12 protein-coding genes are annotated in these 16,259 nt (G+C 60.6%); 7 read left to right on the plus strand and 5 right to left on the minus strand.

Translation table 11 applies throughout. From position 1 onward, the window contains the following. Positions 1-73 precede the first annotated feature (73 nt). The 3 genes from Q7C20_RS04235 (at position 74) to Q7C20_RS04245 (ending at position 3,229) form a co-directional block, all read left to right on the plus strand. Positions 74-895 (plus strand): ABC transporter substrate-binding protein, encoded by an 822-nt coding sequence (locus Q7C20_RS04235; RefSeq protein ID WP_348057601.1) that lies wholly within the window; start codon positions 74-76, stop codon positions 893-895. Continuing rightward, positions 892-1,722, plus strand: coding sequence for an amino acid ABC transporter permease (locus tag Q7C20_RS04240; RefSeq protein WP_375065683.1), 831 nt, complete (start codon positions 892-894; stop codon positions 1,720-1,722). The genes Q7C20_RS04235 and Q7C20_RS04240 overlap by 4 nt, the downstream gene beginning before the upstream one ends. A 232-nt stretch (positions 1,723-1,954) precedes the next feature. Beyond that, on the plus strand, positions 1,955-3,229 hold the full coding sequence (locus Q7C20_RS04245; protein ID WP_375065685.1) for an autotransporter domain-containing protein: 1,275 nt from the start codon (positions 1,955-1,957) through the stop codon (positions 3,227-3,229). Between the two features lie 75 nt (positions 3,230-3,304). Here Q7C20_RS04245 and oadA read toward each other — a convergent pair whose 3' ends face one another. Then, positions 3,305-5,113: a sodium-extruding oxaloacetate decarboxylase subunit alpha gene (oadA, locus tag Q7C20_RS04250; protein ID WP_375065687.1), complete on the minus strand. Its 1,809-nt coding sequence runs from the start codon at positions 5,111-5,113 to the stop codon at positions 3,305-3,307. A gap of 11 nt (positions 5,114-5,124) precedes the next feature. Continuing rightward, on the minus strand, positions 5,125-6,540 hold the full coding sequence (locus tag Q7C20_RS04255; RefSeq protein WP_078739853.1) for an acetyl-CoA carboxylase biotin carboxylase subunit: 1,416 nt from the start codon (positions 6,538-6,540) through the stop codon (positions 5,125-5,127). Between the two features lie 196 nt (positions 6,541-6,736). Between Q7C20_RS04255 and Q7C20_RS04260 the strand changes: the two genes are divergently transcribed. Next, the gene (locus Q7C20_RS04260) at positions 6,737-7,711 is read left to right on the plus strand and encodes a LysR family transcriptional regulator (RefSeq protein WP_375065690.1); all 975 of its coding nucleotides are present in this window, start codon (positions 6,737-6,739) and stop codon (positions 7,709-7,711) included. Here the strand turns inward: Q7C20_RS04260 and Q7C20_RS04265 are convergent. From Q7C20_RS04265 to Q7C20_RS04275, 3 genes are all read right to left on the minus strand, one after another. Continuing rightward, positions 7,641-7,835, minus strand: coding sequence for a PA3496 family putative envelope integrity protein (locus Q7C20_RS04265; RefSeq protein WP_348062234.1), 195 nt, complete (start codon positions 7,833-7,835; stop codon positions 7,641-7,643). The genes Q7C20_RS04260 and Q7C20_RS04265 overlap by 71 nt on opposite strands. Positions 7,836-8,060: 225 nt before the next feature. Beyond that, complete coding sequence (gene hexR / locus Q7C20_RS04270) at positions 8,061-8,927, minus strand: transcriptional regulator HexR (protein ID WP_010168370.1); 867 nt, start codon at positions 8,925-8,927, stop codon at positions 8,061-8,063. Between the two features lie 162 nt (positions 8,928-9,089). Further along, entirely contained in the window at positions 9,090-11,936 is a 2,847-nt protein-coding gene (locus Q7C20_RS04275; RefSeq protein ID WP_375065694.1) for an EAL domain-containing protein, read from the minus strand. Positions 11,937-12,215: 279 nt separating this feature from the next. On the opposite strand from Q7C20_RS04275, the gene uvrD reads away from it, so the two are divergent. From uvrD to Q7C20_RS04290, 3 genes are all read left to right on the plus strand, one after another. Then, positions 12,216-14,399 carry a DNA helicase II gene (gene uvrD / locus Q7C20_RS04280; protein ID WP_375065696.1) on the plus strand — a complete coding sequence of 728 codons (2,184 nt, stop codon included), beginning with the start codon at positions 12,216-12,218 and terminating at the stop codon, positions 14,397-14,399. 333 nt (positions 14,400-14,732) lie between these two features. After that, complete coding sequence (locus Q7C20_RS04285) at positions 14,733-15,602, plus strand: Tim44 domain-containing protein (protein WP_375065698.1); 870 nt, start codon at positions 14,733-14,735, stop codon at positions 15,600-15,602. 135 nt (positions 15,603-15,737) lie between these two features. Further along, positions 15,738-16,145: an SMI1/KNR4 family protein gene (locus Q7C20_RS04290; RefSeq protein WP_375065700.1), complete on the plus strand. Its 408-nt coding sequence runs from the start codon at positions 15,738-15,740 to the stop codon at positions 16,143-16,145. Positions 16,146-16,259 lie beyond the last annotated feature (114 nt).

Consider the following 16,259-nt stretch of genomic DNA (forward strand, 5'->3'; position numbering starts at 1 on the left):
ATCAGAGTCGTTCTTATAACTATTTAATGCGTACCATCCAGTTAATAACAACCTCTTTTTTCGGGAATCCACCGTGAGATTTAAACCACTGTTGGCCTTGGGCCTGACGATATTGGCCGCCTCCACTCAAGCCTTCGGCGGTGCCACCCTGGACCGCATCGAGCAAAAAAAGGAGCTGGTAGGAGTGCTGATGGAAAGCTATCCACCGTTCTCGTTTCTCAATGAACAAAACCAGCTTGATGGTTTTGACGTTGATGTCGCCAAGGCAGTGGCGCAAAAGCTCGGCGTGAAACTGCGCCTGGAAACCCCGTCCTGGGACGTGATAGCCGCTGGCCGCTGGAGCGGGCGCTATGACATTTGCATCTGCTCCATGACCCCGAGCAAGGCCCGCGCTGAAGTCTTCGATTTCCCGGTGGAGTACTACGCTTCGCCGGCGGTTATCGTCGTCAACGCCAAGGATGACCGCATCCACGGCGCCAAGGACCTGAGCGGCAAAAAAGTCGGGCTGACCAGCGCTTCCAGTTACGAAAGCTACTTGAACAAGAACCTGGTGATCGAAGGTGCTGAGGAGACTCAGCTGCAGTATCCGTTCGAGGATGTACAGATCGCTCCCTACGATACCGACAACGTGGCTTTTCAGGACCTCGGCCTGGGCGCAGGCGTACGCCTCGACGCGATCCTGACCAACCTGGTCACCGCCCAACCGCGCCTGACCCAGGACAAGCGTTTCAAACTCGCCGGTGAACCGCTGTACTCAGAACCCAATTCGGTCGCCATCGAAAAAGGCGATCCGCAGTGGGATAGCAAGGTGCGTGAGGTCTTCGCGCAGCTCAAACAGGACGGAACCTTGAGCAAGCTGTCGCAAAAATGGATCGGCGCCGACATCAGCCAATGAACGCACTCCCTAAACCTCCCAGACCTGCGGTGAGCGAGTCGCGGTTGCGGCGACTTTTGGGCTTTCGTACGCGGCTGTACCTGACGTGGGCGGCCCTGCTTTGCCTGTTTGCCAGTTTTTTCCTGAGCTTTGACCTGAAGTTTTCGATCATCCTCGACAAGCTGCCCAACCTGGTTGGCCTGCACCTGGCACCCAACGGGTTCCTGCAAGGTGCGGCGCTGACTGTGTTCCTGTGCCTGTGCTCAATGCTGGCGTCGTCGATGCTGGGCTTTGTTACCGCGCTTGGGCGCTTGTCAAAAAGCGCGGTAGCCTTCGGCATCGCCAGCTTTTATGCCTCGTTCTTTCGCGGTACGCCGCTGCTGATTCAGATCCTGCTGATCTACCTCGGCCTGCCGCAACTGGGCCTGGTACCGGGCGCCATCGTCGCCGGGATTATTGCGCTCTCCTTGAACTACGGGGCGTACCTGAGTGAGATCTTCCGCGCCGGCATCCTCGGCGTAGCGCATGGCCAACGCGAAGCCGCGCTGGCCCTGGGCATGCGCGACAGTGCGATCTTCTGGCACATCACCTTGCCCCAGGCGATGCGCACCATCGTCCCGCCCGCCACCAACCAATTCATCTCAATGCTCAAGGACTCGTCACTGATCTCGGTGATGGGTGTGTGGGAGGTCATGTTCCTGGCGCAATCGTATGGGCGCTCGAGCTACCGCTACATCGAAATGCTGACCACCGCAGCAATCATTTACTGGGTCATGTCGCTCGGCCTGGAACTGATCCAGTCCCGCATGGAGCGGCATTACGGCAAAGGGTACGTACGACAGCGCTGAGAGTAGTGCCGCTTGCTACCGTGACGGTTTGAAACTCGACCGATAGCGGGCGGGCGTACCTCAATTCAAATGTGGGTGTGGGCTACACCACGCGTTGGTCGGCCAACGGCAGATGCGTTTTTATCGCTGCGCACTAAGGACAACTCCCGCGAATCAGGGGTCGATGCCCTGACAGTTTTCAACCCGCTACCTCGCTAAATTCCCGGCCTCATCCATAAGAGGTCGGGAATTCATGCCCTTTACACTCCACAAAATTGCCTTGGTGATCAGCCTCGCGGCCGCCGCCAGCCTTCAGCAGGCTCAGGCGCACGAACCTCTCAGCCACGTTTCTCAGGCGCCTGAGTTCTACGACTGGCCTGACGATGACTGGTTATACCCGCCAGAAGCTGAAGCGGAAACGATCGAGGGTTACCTCACGCTGAAAGCCACCACGCACAATGGTTTACAGGTAGCCAGGCTGTTGGAGCCGAAGCTAAGCCAGCTGCTGCAATCCGGTCAGTTGACCTCGGAGCATATCAACGCCCTGGAAAAATTCGGCGCTCATCTGGAGCAGGAGCCGGGCGGGATTGGCGCAGCCCTCGAACAACTTGCAGGCAGCCAGCACGCCAACTTGGCCGCCGCAACGCAAAACGCCACACAGCAAATAAGCCAACAATTGCTCTCGACCCTGCGCACCCTGCCGAATGACGAAGACGGCCATTTTTGGGTGCAAGGCCTGGGCAACGACGGGCGTCTCGACGACGACCTGAAATACGGTACACAAGGTTTGATGCTCGGCGCCGATTGGTCGCTGGACCACGCCTGGCGGGTAGGCGTGCTGGGTGCAAAATCCAGCAGCCGCCTCGACGCAAAACGCTTCGCCGCCGACCTCGACAGCTGGCACCTGGGCGGTTATGCGGTGCGCAGGGACGGCCCGCTCGCCCTGCGTCTGGGGGCGATCCATAGCAGCCACGGTGGCAAGAACACGCGCAACGTCGAGCTCTTGGATGACAAGGAATCTCTCAAGAGCCGCTATGACGCGACCAGCCAAACCCTGTTCTCGGAATTGGGTTATGAGTTGGGCAGCGCGGACTTGAGTGTTGAGCCATTCGCGGGCCTCGGTTACCAGCGCTATCACCGCGATGCATTCAAGGAAAGAGGCGGCGTGACGGCGCTGAACGTCGGCCCACAAACCCAGCAAAACCTGAGCAGCACCTTCGGCCTTCGCCTGGCAACGGTGTACCGGTTCGACAACCAGATGAGCCTCACGCCCCATGTGAGCACCCACTGGAAACACCTGTACGGCAACGTGGACAGCCAGGTTCGCCAGTCTTTCGGCCTGAGCGCACTGCGCACGGATTCCTTCACCATCAACGGCACTTCACTGGATCGCAACAGTTTGAACCTGCAAGCCGGGCTGGAGCTGGGGCTGTCCACCGACCACAGCCTGGGCCTGGCCTACAGCGCTGAAAAAGGCGACAACAGCAGCGGCCACGGCCTGACGGGGCAATGGAAAATGAGGTTTTAACCCCACCAAATTCCAGGCAAAAAAAAGGAGGGCACCTGCCCCCCCGAGGATTAAACGGTAGCGTCGAAGGCTGTATCAGCCTTCGATTTCAATCAGGATTTCGCCAGGGTTGACCCGGTCGCCCTTGGCCACGTGAACAACGGTCACCTTGCCGGCAATCGCTGCCTGCACTTCGGTTTCCATTTTCATGGCTTCGGTAATTAGTACGGCCTGGCCGGCCTTGACCACGTCACCTTCCTTGACCAGTACGTCGACGATGTTGCCCGGCATCGCCGTGCTGACGTGGCCCGCCTCAGTGGCGTGCTTGCGCTTGCTGCTGCCGCTGCTGACAAATTCGTTGAGCGGTTCGAACACCACTTCTTCGGGCATGCCGTCGATGGACAGGTAGAAGTGACGCTTGCCTTCGGCCTTCACGCCAACACCGGTGATGTCGACGCGGTAGCTTTCGCCGTGCACGTCGATGACGAACTCGGTCGGCACGCCTTCACCACCGGCACGGGCAACGCCGCCCGCTTCAGGAATCGGCAGCAGCACTTCCGGCGCCAGGGTGCCGGCGTCGCGTTCTTCGAGGAACTTGCGGCCGATGTCGGGGAACATGGCGTAGGTCAGCACGTCTTCTTCAGACTTCGCCAATGCGCCGATTTCGCCGCGCAGCTTGGTCATTTCCGGCTTGAGCAAATCCGCCGGGCGCACGTCGATCACGTCTTCGCTGCCGATTGCCTGGCGACGCAGTTTCTCGTTCACGGTGCCTGGCGCTTTACCGTAGCCGCCTTGCAGGTAGAGCTTCACTTCGTTGGTGATGGTCTTGTAGCGCTCGCCGGCCAGCACGTTGAAAAACGCCTGGGTGCCGACGATCTGTGAGGTCGGGGTCACCAGCGGCGGGAAGCCTAGGTCTTCACGCACACGCGGGATTTCGGCCAGCACTTCGCTCATACGGTTCAGCGCGCCCTGCTCTTTCAACTGGTTGGCCAGGTTGGAAATCATCCCGCCCGGCACCTGATTGACTTGCACGCGGGTGTCGACGGCGGTGAATTCGCTTTCAAACTGGTGGTACTTCTTGCGCACGGCGTAGAAGTACAGGCCGATCTCTTGCAACAGCTCCAGGCTCAGGCCGGTGTCGAATTCGCTGCCTTTAAGGGCGGCGACCATCGACTCGGTGCCCGGGTGGCTGGTGCCCCAGGCGAAGCTGGAGATCGCGGTGTCGATGTGGTCGGCACCGTTTTCGATGGCCTTGAGTTGGCACATCGCGGCCAAACCTGCGGTGTCGTGGGAGTGGATAAAAATTGGCAGGTTTTGCGCGCCTTTCAGCGCCTTGACCAGCTCGCCGGTGGCGTACGGCGTTAGCAGGCCGGCCATGTCCTTGATCGCGATCGAGTCGCAACCCATGGATTCCAGCTGCTTGGCCTGGGCCACAAAGGCCTCGACGGTGTGCACCGGGCTGGTGGTGTAGGCGATGGTGCCCTGGGCATGTTTGCCGGCGGCTTTGACGGCCTCGATAGCCACGCGCAGGTTACGCACGTCGTTCATGGCGTCGAAGATGCGGAACACGTCGATGCCATTCACGGCGGCCTTGGCGACGAAGGCTTTGACCACGTCGTCGCTGTAGTGGCGATAGCCCAGCAGGTTCTGGCCGCGCAGCAACATTTGCAGGCGCGTGTTGGGCAACGCGGCGCGCAGTTTGCGCAGGCGTTCCCAGGGGTCTTCTTTCAAAAAACGCACGCAGGCGTCGAAGGTCGCGCCGCCCCAGACTTCCAGCGACCAGTAGCCGACTTTGTCGAGCTTGTCGCAGATCGGCAGCATGTCATCGGTGCGCATGCGGGTCGCCAGCAACGATTGGTGTGCGTCGCGCAGGATGGTGTCGGTTACGAAAATTTTCTTGGACATTGTTGTGTTCCTCACAGGCCTGCGTGGGCGGCAATGGCGGCGGCGATGGCCAGGGCCAGCTCTTCGGGTTTGCGCTTGATCGAGTAGTTGGTCAGTTCAGGGTGGGCTTCAACGAAGCTGGTGTTGAACTGGCCGCTGCGGAATTCCGGGTTGCGCAGGATTTCCTGGTAGTAGGCGGCGGTGGTCTTCACGCCTTGCAGGCGCATGTCGTCCAGGGCACGCAGGCCACGGTCCATGGCTTCTTCCCAGGTCAACGCCCACACCACCAGTTTCAGGCACATGGAGTCGTAGAACGGCGGAATGGTGTAGCCGGTGTAGATCGCCGTGTCGGTGCGCACGCCGGGGCCGCCGGGGGCGTAATAACGGGTGATTTTGCCGAAGCTCGGCAGGAAGTTGTTCTTCGGGTCTTCGGCGTTGATGCGGAACTGCAACGCGAAACCACGGTGCTGGATGTCTTCCTGTTTCACCGACAGCGGCAGGCCCGAGGCGATGCGAATCTGCTCGCGGACGATGTCGATGCCGGTGATTTCTTCGGTGATGGTGTGTTCCACCTGCACCCGGGTATTCATCTCCATGAAGTACACCTCGCCCTCGGCGAGCAAAAACTCCACGGTGCCGGCGTTCTCGTAGCCCACGGCCTTGGCCGCGCGCACCGACAGGTCGCCGATGTAGGCGCGCTGTTCAGGGGTCAGCTGCGGGCTTGGGGCAATTTCGATGAGCTTCTGGTTACGGCGCTGGATCGAGCAATCGCGCTCGAACAGGTGCACCACGTTGCCAAAGCTGTCGCCGAGGATCTGCGCTTCGATGTGCTTGGGATTGACGATGCATTTTTCCAGGAACACTTCCGCCGAACCAAAGGCCTTGGTGGCTTCGGATATAACACGGGGGAAGGCTTGTTCGAGTTCTTCGCGGCTGTTGCAACGACGGATACCACGACCGCCACCACCTGAGGTGGCCTTGAGCATCACCGGGTAACCAATGCGGTCGCCTTCGGTGAGGGCTTCGGCAATGTCGGCAACGTTGCCTTCGGTGCCGGGTGTCACCGGTACGCCAGCCTTGATCATGCTGCGGCGCGCTTCGGTCTTGTCGCCCATGCGGCGAATCACTTCAGCCGATGGGCCAATGAACTTGATCCCACGTTCGGCGCAGATGTCGGCCAGCTCGGCGTTTTCCGAGAGGAAACCGTAGCCAGGGTGCAGCGCGTCACAGCCGGTTTCCACAGCCAGGTTCACCAGCTTGCGCGGGTTGAGGTAGCCGGCCAAAGGCTCGGCGCCAATGCTGTGAGCTTCGTCGGCACGTTTGACGTGCAACGCATGGCGGTCGGCGTCGGAAAAGACCGCGACCGAGCGAATGCCCATCTCGGCGCAGGCACGCACGATTCGTACGGCAATTTCACCACGGTTGGCGATCAGGATCTTTTTTATCACTTGGAATTTCCCTTGAGCCGATTGCTGCAATCTACGACCCCCTGAATCCGGGTCGGCGCGTGACTAAATATTTCATGACAGTCGCAAGACACACACTATGCGCACCGGAGGATTAACAAAAATCAATAATTGTTGGGTTGTGTATAAGTAAAGACTTATAGTTGGCGCCAAGATGGCCGGATTGGGGGTTGGAAGCATGCGTAAGTCATTGATGCGTATGACATTGCGTCAGTTGCAGATTTTCAATGAAGTGTGTGATTTGCGGTCCTACAGCCGTGCAGCCGAGGAAATGTCTCTCACGCAACCGGCCGTTAGCCTACAAATTCGCCAGTTGGAAGAGCTGATCGGGCAGCCGCTGTTCGATTACGTCGGCAAAAAGCTCTACATGACCGAGGCCGCCGAAGCCTTGCAACGGGCCAGCCGCGATATTTTCGGGCGCCTGGAAAACCTCGATATGCAGCTCTCGGACATGCAGGGTTCGCTGCAGGGTCAGTTGAAGCTGGCGGTGGAATCCAGCGCCAAGTATTTCGTGCCGCACCTGTTTGCAGCCTTTAAACGCCAGCACCCGGAAGTGCAATTGCACCTGACGGTGGTCAACCGCGCGCAGGTGATTCGCAGGCTGTCGGACAACCGCGATGACCTGGTGATCATGTCGATGGTGCCGCAAGACATGGGCCTGGAATTCCTGCCGTTCCTCAACAACCCGATTGTCGCCGTGGCGCCGCCGGATCATCCCTTGAGCCGGCAAGGCCCGCTGCGCCTGCAAGACCTCGAGCCTTACACGCTGCTGTTGCGCGAACCAGGGTCGGGCACGCGGCTGGCGTGCGAGGAGTATTTCAAGGACAAACGCGTGCACTTCACCCAAACGGTGGAAGTGGCCTCGGCCGAGGCGCAGCGTGAATGTGTGAACGCCGGGTTGGGCGTGGCCTTGCTGACGCGCCACGCAGTCAACCTGGAACTGGCCACCGGCGGGCTCAAAGAGTTGCCGGTGGACGAGCTGCCGCTGTACCGCAGTTGGTGCCTGGTGCAGGCCAAAGCCAAACGCCTGTCACCGGTGGCCCATGCGTTCCTGGGCTTTATCCGCAGCGAACGGGTGCAGATCAGCGCGCTGGCTGAGCGGTTCGCTGGGCAGCCGCGGGTGCCTGCCAGTGAAGTTCCGGGTAGTCACTGATGCTCTGGAGCAGTTGTCGCTCCTCACAACGGTCTTCGATTGCACGACGGAACGCCATACGGCGCTGGTCTTCTTGCTGACGACGGGTTTTTACACTGCTGCTGTCTTCGTATTGCCGGGCCATGTTGAGTCTCCCAATGCGAGTACGGGGAGTACAGAATGGGCGCAGGGGATGACGGTTTGGCGGCGCGGGGGTTACAGGACGATGAAATTTCTGAAAACTGCATGAGATTAAAATGTGGGAGCGGGCTTGCTCGCGAATGCGGTGTGTCAGTCAATAATCTTTGGCTGACACACCGCATTCGCGAGCAAGCCCGCTCCCACACAAGCCCTGCCCCACTGCGACCTGTCAGTCGTCGAGGGCTTTGACGGACTTGGGTGACAGCCGCAGGCTGCGCAAGCTGCGCTTCACGCTCTTGAGGTGGTTGACCAGGCTCGGGCCACGCGCCATGGCCACGCCCATCGCCAGCACGTCGATCACCACCAGATGCGCGATACGCGAGGTCAGCGGCGTATAGATTTCAGTGTCTTCGTGCACATCGATCGCCAGATTGACCGTCGACAGTTCTGCCAGCGGCGTTTGGCTCGGGCACAGGGTAATCAGCGTCGCGCCGCTTTCACGCACCAGGTTGGCGGTGATCAGCAGGTCTTTGGAGCGGCCCGACTGGGAAATGCAGATCGCCACGTCGGTCGGCTTCAAGGTCACAGCCGACATCGCCTGCATGTGCGGGTCGCTGTAAGCGGCTGCGGTGAGCAGCAGACGGAAGAATTTGTGTTGGGCATCTGCCGCAACGGCGCCCGAAGCGCCAAAGCCATAAAACTCGACACGCTGGGCCTGGGACATGGCCGTCACGGCCTTTTGCAGCTCAACCGGGTCGAGTTTCTCGCGCACTTCCATCAGCGTGTGCAGCGTGGTGTCGAAGATTTTCAGGCTGTAGTCGGCGACGGAATCGTCTTCATGGATCGCAAACTGCCCGAAGCTCGCACCAGCGGCCAGGCTCTGGGCCAGCTTGAGTTTCAAGTCCTGAAACCCGGAGCAACCGATGGCGCGGCAGAAGCGCACGATGGTCGGCTCACTGATGCCCACGCTGTGGGCCAGGTCGGCCATGGAACTGTGCATCACAGCCGCAGGGTCAAGCAGCACGTGATCGGCAACCTTGAGTTCCGATTTGCGTAACAGGTGGCGCGACTGGGCGATATGTTGCAACAGGTTCAAAGGGCAGGACTCTTGTTATTGGCAGGTGCCAGGGATGTAGCAAGCTTGTAGTTATACTACAAGAATCGTCGTTTTACCCGTCCGATGCATCACAAAATCGCCCTGCTGCCCTCTGATTCAAAGGGCAGGCGCGATGTAGCCATAAAGGTCGCCCACGCGGCGTCAGGGAAAATCCGCATCCTTGCGTAACAAGTCCGCCAGCCCTTCAGCCTCCATCGGCCGGCTGATCAGGTAGCCCTGCACCTCGTCACAGTGTTCCCCGCGCAGGAAATCCAGCTGCTGCTGATCTTCCACGCCTTCGGCCACCACTTTGAGCGCCAGCCCATGGGCCATGGCAATGATTGCCCGGGTGATCGCCGCGTCTTCGCGGCCCTGGCCCAGCCCGCGAATAAACGTCTGGTCGATCTTCACGTAATCCACCGGGATGCGCTTGAGGTAGCTGAGGGATGAATAACCCGTGCCGAAATCATCAATGGCCAGCTTCACGCCCAAATCGCGCAATTGCTGAAAGTTGGCGATGATGTGTTCAACGCTGTCGAGCAGTTGGCTCTCGGTCAGCTCCAGCTCCAGGTATTGCGGGTCCAGGCCGGTTTCTTCCAGCACCTGGCGCACCAGGCTGACCAACTTGCCCTGACGCAATTGATGCACCGAGAGGTTCACCGACACGCGAATCGGCGCCAGCCCCTGGCGCTGCCACTCGCACGCCTGCCAGCACGCCTGGCGCAGCACAAATTCGCCCAGCGGCACGATCAAACCGGTCTCTTCGGCCAAACCGATGAAATCCCCCGGCGGCACCATGCCCCACTGCGGATGCTCCCAGCGGACCAACGCTTCGGCGGCGTTGAGCTTGCCGGTGGCCAGGCACAGCTTCGGCTGGTAGAACACGGTCAACTGGCGCTCGTCGATGGCCTTGCGCAGGTGGTTTTCCAGCTGCAAACGCTCAAGGGTGCTGGCTTGCAGGCTGTCGGTGAAGAATTGGAAGTTGTTGCCGCCCAAATGCTTGGCGTGTTGCATGGCCATGTTCGATTGGCTGACCAACGCGGAAATTTCCCGCGCGTTATCCGGCAACAAACTGACGCCCATCGAGGCGCTGACCACCAGCTCATGCCCTTCCACCGTTACCGGCACGCGCAGCTTGGCAAGTAACCGCGTGGCCACCCGCGCAAGGCTGGAGAGGTTGCCGTAGGCATCGAACAATACGGCAAACTCATCGCCGGACAGCCGTGCGATGGTGTCGGCTTCCGGCAAGGCATTGATCAACCGGCGCGCCATTTTCTGCAACAACTGGTCGGCCACTTCATGGCCCAGGCTGTCATTGAGCAACTTGAATCGGTCCAGGTTGATGTGCAGCAGCGCCAGGCTACGCCCGCCCTGGCGCACCCGCACATGGGCCTCGCGCAGGCGTTCGCGGAACAGCGAGCGGTTGGCCAGCCCGGTCAATTCGTCGTAATGCGTGAGGTAGCGCATGCGCTCCTCAGATTCACGCCGTGCGGACAGATCGGCGAAGAAGCCTACGATATGACTGACTTTTCCGCGAACATCACGCACCACATTCAGTTGCAGCCATTGCGGGTACAGCTCGCCATTCTTGCGCGTTTCCACCAGCTCGCCCTGCCAGGTGCCGTGGCTGAGCAGCGCCTGGCGGATCACCGGGAAGTGGCGGCGGGCGTCGCGACTGCTGGGTAATTCCCCGACGTTGCGACCAATCATGTCGTCGATTTCAAAGCCGGTGACGCGGCTGAAGGCCTGGTTTACGGCGATCAACACATAGTCAGGGTCGAGAATCACGATGCCTTCGCTGGCGGCTTCGAACACGGTCGAGGCCAGCCGCTGCTGTTCTTCCAGCGCCTTGCCGGCGCTGATGTCGCGGCGCGTGCCAAGCATGCGCGTGACCCGCCCGCTGGCCGTACGCTCCACGGCGCGACCACGGTCTTCGATCCAGACCCAGTGCCCATCGCCATGGCGCACACGGTATTCCACCTGATAATCCTCGCTGCGGCCTTTCAGGTGTTCCACCAGTGCGTGCTTGAGCAGCGGCACGTCTTCGGGATGCAGGCGCGGCTTGAGGTGGCTGAGCATCGCCGTGACATATTCGGGCTCCAGGCCGAACAGCTCCTTGATCTGGGTGTGATGGACTTCGTCGGTTTGCAGGTTCCAGTCCCACAGCCCCAGCTCACTGGCTTGCAAGGCCAGGGCCAGGCTGGCGGCGTCCAGCTCCTGGCTGCGTTGCGCCACGCGGTCTTGCAGGCCGATTTGCGCATCGCGTAATTCCTGTTCGGCCAGGCGGCGCTGTTCGACTTCGCGCACCAGTTCCTGATTCAACTGTTCACTGCGCTGTTGCGCCTGCTGGAGGTGCTCGATCAACGCCTGATTCTGGAAGCGTCGCAGCAGCCCGCGCTGGATCAGCCGGTTGACCTGCCACGCCACCAGGCTCAGCGAGGCCAGTAGGATCAAACCCAGCACGCCCCAGCCTTGTTGCTGCGGGGTGCCATCCCAGAATAGATAGACGATGGCCGGCAGCAAGCACGGCAAGGCGAAAGACAGGAACGCGGGCAAGCTCACGGCATACGCGACGCTCGCCGACAGCGTCGCCGCGCCGATCAGGCCAAATACCCAGGCTTGCTGCATAAAGTTGTCCGCAGGCACCAGGGCGATGGCGGCGGTGGCGAGGGTCAGCCCGCTGACCGCCGAGCCGAGCATGAACATGCGCCCCCACACCGGCTGGGCCTGTCGGCTGGGCATCGCCGAATCAAACGCCGCCACCTGGATCACACGCATCGCCACCAAGGCAAGCAGCCAGACCAGCCAGATGCTGTCCAACAGGTAGTGTTCGGGGTTCCACAGTAGCCAGGCGCAGACCAGGCCGTTTACCAACATTAATAAAGTCGGCAGCAATGAACCCTGGTACAGCAGGCGAGTGCGTTCGACCGCCATCTCGGTTGCGTAGCGTTTACGGATGACCTGCGCGGGCGCCGCCGAGGGGCCTGACAGGTCGCTGCTGAAAGTCATAGGCAGTGTTCTTATAATGGTGAGCCCCAAACGTGCACGGAGCATACACAAGCAAGCGCTCGGGCCAAACTGCTCAACGCCATAAAATCGCTAGTGCGTTTAAGCGTAAATGGTTGGGCCAGACAGCTTGAGCAAGGCGCTGCGGGGGCTGCGGCCAATGACCGACCGGTCATCCCTGGCGCCGGAAACTTTGCCGCGCGGCGATAGCCTCCAACGTTTTCCGTCGGCCACCTGGCATTGGCATTTGCCCGACTCCCCCCGGCACCCTAGAATGCGCCGATGCGCGATGATCTCTCCCTTTTGCTGAACTCCCTCAACGATGCCCAACGCCAGGCCGTAGCGGCCCCCGTTGGCCGTCAGTTGGTCCTGGCCGGTGCTGGCTCCGGTAAAACCCGAGTGCTGGTGCACCGTATCGCCTGGTTGATCCAGGTCGAAAACGCGTCCCCGCATTCCATCCTGTCGGTGACCTTCACCAACAAGGCCGCTGCCGAGATGCGCCACCGCATCGAGCAGTTGATGGGCATCAGCCCGGCCGGCATGTGGGTGGGCACCTTCCACGGCTTGGCGCACCGCTTGTTGCGGGCCCATTGGCAGGAAGCGGGCCTGGCGCAGACGTTCCAGATTCTCGACAGCGATGACCAGCAACGCCTGGTCAAGCGCGTGATCCGCGAGCTGGGCCTCGACGAGCAACGCTGGCCGGCGCGCCAGGCGCAATGGTTTATCAACGGCCAGAAAGACGAAGGCCTGCGCCCGCAACATATCCAGGCCAGTGGCGATTTGTTCCTCGCCACCATGCGCAGCATTTATGAAGCGTACGAAGCGGCCTGTGCACGCGCCGGCGTGATCGACTTCTCCGAGCTGCTGCTGCGTGCCCTCGACCTGTGGCGCGACAACCCGGGCTTGCTGGCGCACTACCAGAAGCGCTTCCGGCACATTCTGGTGGACGAATTCCAGGACACCAACGCCGTTCAGTACGCCTGGTTGCGCTTGCTGGCCAAGGGCGGCGACAGCCTGATGGTGGTTGGCGACGACGACCAGTCGATCTACGGCTGGCGCGGCGCGAAAATCGAGAATATCTACCAGTATTCCGACGACTTCCCGGACGCGATCACCATCCGTCTGGAGCAGAACTACCGCTCCACTGCTGGCATCCTCAAGGCTGCCAACGCGCTGATCGCCAATAACACCGGGCGCATGGGCAAAGAGCTGTGGACCGACGGCGGCGAAGGCGAAGCGATCAACCTGTATGCCGCGTTCAACGAGCACGATGAAGCGCGCTACGTGGTGGAAACCATCGAAAGCGCCCTGAAAACCGGCCTGGCGCGCAGCGATATCGCCATCTTGTACCGTTCCAACGCCCAGTCGCGGGTGCTGGAAGAAGCCTTGCTGCGCGAGCGTATCCCGTACCGCATCTATGGCGGCCAGCGCTTCTTCGAACGTGCAGAAATCAAGAACGCCATGGCTTACCTGCGCCTGCTGGAAGGCCGTGGCAATGATGCGGCGCTGGAGCGGGTGATCAATATTCCGGCGCGCGGCATCGGCGAGAAAACCGTCGAGGCGATTCGCGACCACGCCCGCCACGCCGATGTGTCGATGTGGGAAGCCATGCGCTTGCTGATCGCCAATAAAGGCCTGACCGGGCGCGCTGCGGGTGCGCTGGGTGTGTTTGTCGAGTTGATCGAGAACCTCGCGGCCAAGTGTTCGGAAATGCCGCTGCACTTGATGACCCAAACGGTGATCGAGCAGTCCGGGCTGATTGCTTACCACGAAGCGGAAAAAGGCGAGAAAGGCCAGGCTCGGGTAGAAAACCTTGAGGAACTGGTCAGCGCCGCCCGCGCGTTCGAAAACAATGATGAAGATGAAGAGCTGACGCCACTCGCCGCCTTCCTCGGCCATGCTTCTCTGGAAGCCGGCGATACCCAGGCGGATGAGCATGAAGACAGCATCCAGCTGATGACCTTGCACAGCGCCAAGGGGCTGGAATTTCCGTACGTGTTCCTGGTGGGCATGGAAGAAGGCCTGTTCCCGCACAAGATGAGCCTGGAAGAGCCCGGCCGTCTTGAGGAAGAGCGTCGCCTGGCTTACGTGGGCATTACCCGCGCCATGCAGAACCTGGTGATGACCTACGCCGAGACGCGCCGCTTGTACGGCAGCGAAACCTACAACAAGGTGTCGCGTTTCGTACGTGAAGTGCCGAAGGGTCTGATCCAGGAAGTGCGACTGTCCAACAGCGTGAGTCGCCCGTTCGGCGGTGGCCAGCAGCAAAGCGCCAGCACCCTGTTTGCCGGTTCCGAAATTCCGGAAACCCAGTTCAGCCTTGGGCAGCAGGTGCGGCATTCGGTGTTCGGCGAAGGCGTGATCCTCAACTTCGAAGGCGCCGGCGCCCAGGCACGCGTGCAGGTGAACTTCGCCGAAGGCAGCAAGTGGCTGATGATGGGCTACGCGAAGCTTGAAGCCATCTGATCCATCTTCTGTGGCGAGGGAGCTTGCTCCCGCTGGGGTGCGAAGCGCCCCCGATTTTGACTGCTGCAATGCACCAGCCAGACCGAGTTTGCCGGTAAGGGGCTGTTGCGCAACCCAACGGGAGCAAGCTCCCTCGCCACAAGAAACACTGCGTTACATGAAGCTTATTGGCCCGCCCTTGTTTTTAACGAGGGCGGGCCAATATGTGTAACTAGTCCTACAGACCCTTCGGGTTTGGTCCTACGCAAAAGCCCGAAACACTCTGCCGCTAGCCACTGTCACGACACCTGTGCAACATGGCGCGCGTGCAATCCACAAATGGGAATTCCCTTTATGAAACGTTTTCTTAGCATCGCCCTGGCGTTGTGCATCGGCCTGACGATGAGCATCGACGCCAACGCCAAGCGCTTCGGTGGCGGCAAAAGTTCGGGCGCAGCACCGACTCACCAGACCAGCCAAATGGCGCCATCGGCCGGTGCCGGCGGCGCTGCCGCCACTGCTGGTGCAGCCGGTGCTGCTGGTGCCGCGGCCAAGGCCGGCGGTGCTTCGCGCTGGTTGGGCCCTCTGGCCGGCATCGCCGCCGGTGGCCTGCTCGCCTCCATGTTCATGGGCGGCGGCTTCCAGGGCATGCAAATCTTCGACATCCTGATCCTGGCGGTCATCGCCTTTGTGATCTTCCGCTTTATCGCCGCCCGTCGACGCAAGCAGCAGGAGCACATGGCTCCAGCGGGCGCGCCGATGCAGCGTGAAGTGTTCGAGCAAAAACCTGCCATGGGTTCGATCTTCGGGGGTTCGGCTGCACCTGCTGCTGCCCGTCCGGTGATCAACGCACCGGCCTGGTTTAACGAAGAACGTTTCGTCGAAGCGGCCCGCAGCCACTTCCAGTCCCTGCAACAGCACTGGGACGCCAACGAAATGGACAAGATCGCCGAGTTCGTGACCCCGCAACTGCTGGAGTTCCTCAAGCGCGAACGTGCTGAGCTGGGCGACGCCTTCCAGTCGACCTACATCGACGACCTGCGCGTACAGCTTGACGGTGTGGATGACCGCGCCGACAAGACCATCGCCACCCTGACCTTCAGCGGTGTGTCGAAGACCTCGCGTTTCGACCAGGGCGAAGCGTTCAGCGAAAGCTGGAACATGGAACGTCCGCAAGGCGACAACCAGCCTTGGCTGGTCGCCGGTATCCGCCAGAACGGCTGATACCCGCCCGCTTGAGCCACTGGCAATAAAAACCCCGGACATGTTCCGGGGTTTTCTATTTCACGGTTGCACTTATGGCGAGCTACTGTATAAAACGCCCCTATAAACCGCGCCATCAGCAAGAGGATCCCGGCCGTGGAAGAAATCATCGAACAATTGCGTGAAGCCAACGAACCGGTTCCGGTGCCTCTGGAACTGCCTGATGAAGATCAGATTGTGGAAATCGAGGAACAGCTGTTCATCGACATCCCCTTTGTCTTCCGCGAATTCCTGCTGACCGTCAGCGACGTAGTGTATGGCAGCCTGGAACCGGTGACTGTCACCGACCCACAGTCCCACACCTACCTGCCGGAAGTGGCCGCCAACGCCTGGGATGCCGGGGTTGATCGCAGCATGATCCCGATCTGCCAGGACGGCGACGACTACTACTGCGTCGAAGAAGACGGCACCGTGGTGTTGTGGTCCGGCGAAGAAGAGCTGGTGACCGAGGAAACCTGGGAATCGGTATGGCACTGGGCGCGGGACGTCTGGCTGGAAAGCTGATCCCCGAAACCTCTGGTGATCCAGCTTTTGTGGCGAGGGAGCTTGCTCCCGTTGGGCTGCGAAGCAGCCCCAATTCAGGCGATGCGTTCTTTCAGATGCAGTGACGTGAGGGTT

Origin of the sequence: Pseudomonas sp. AMR01, assembly GCF_041946035.1 — a bacterium.
GTDB lineage: Bacteria > Pseudomonadota > Gammaproteobacteria > Pseudomonadales > Pseudomonadaceae > Aquipseudomonas > Aquipseudomonas antarctica_B.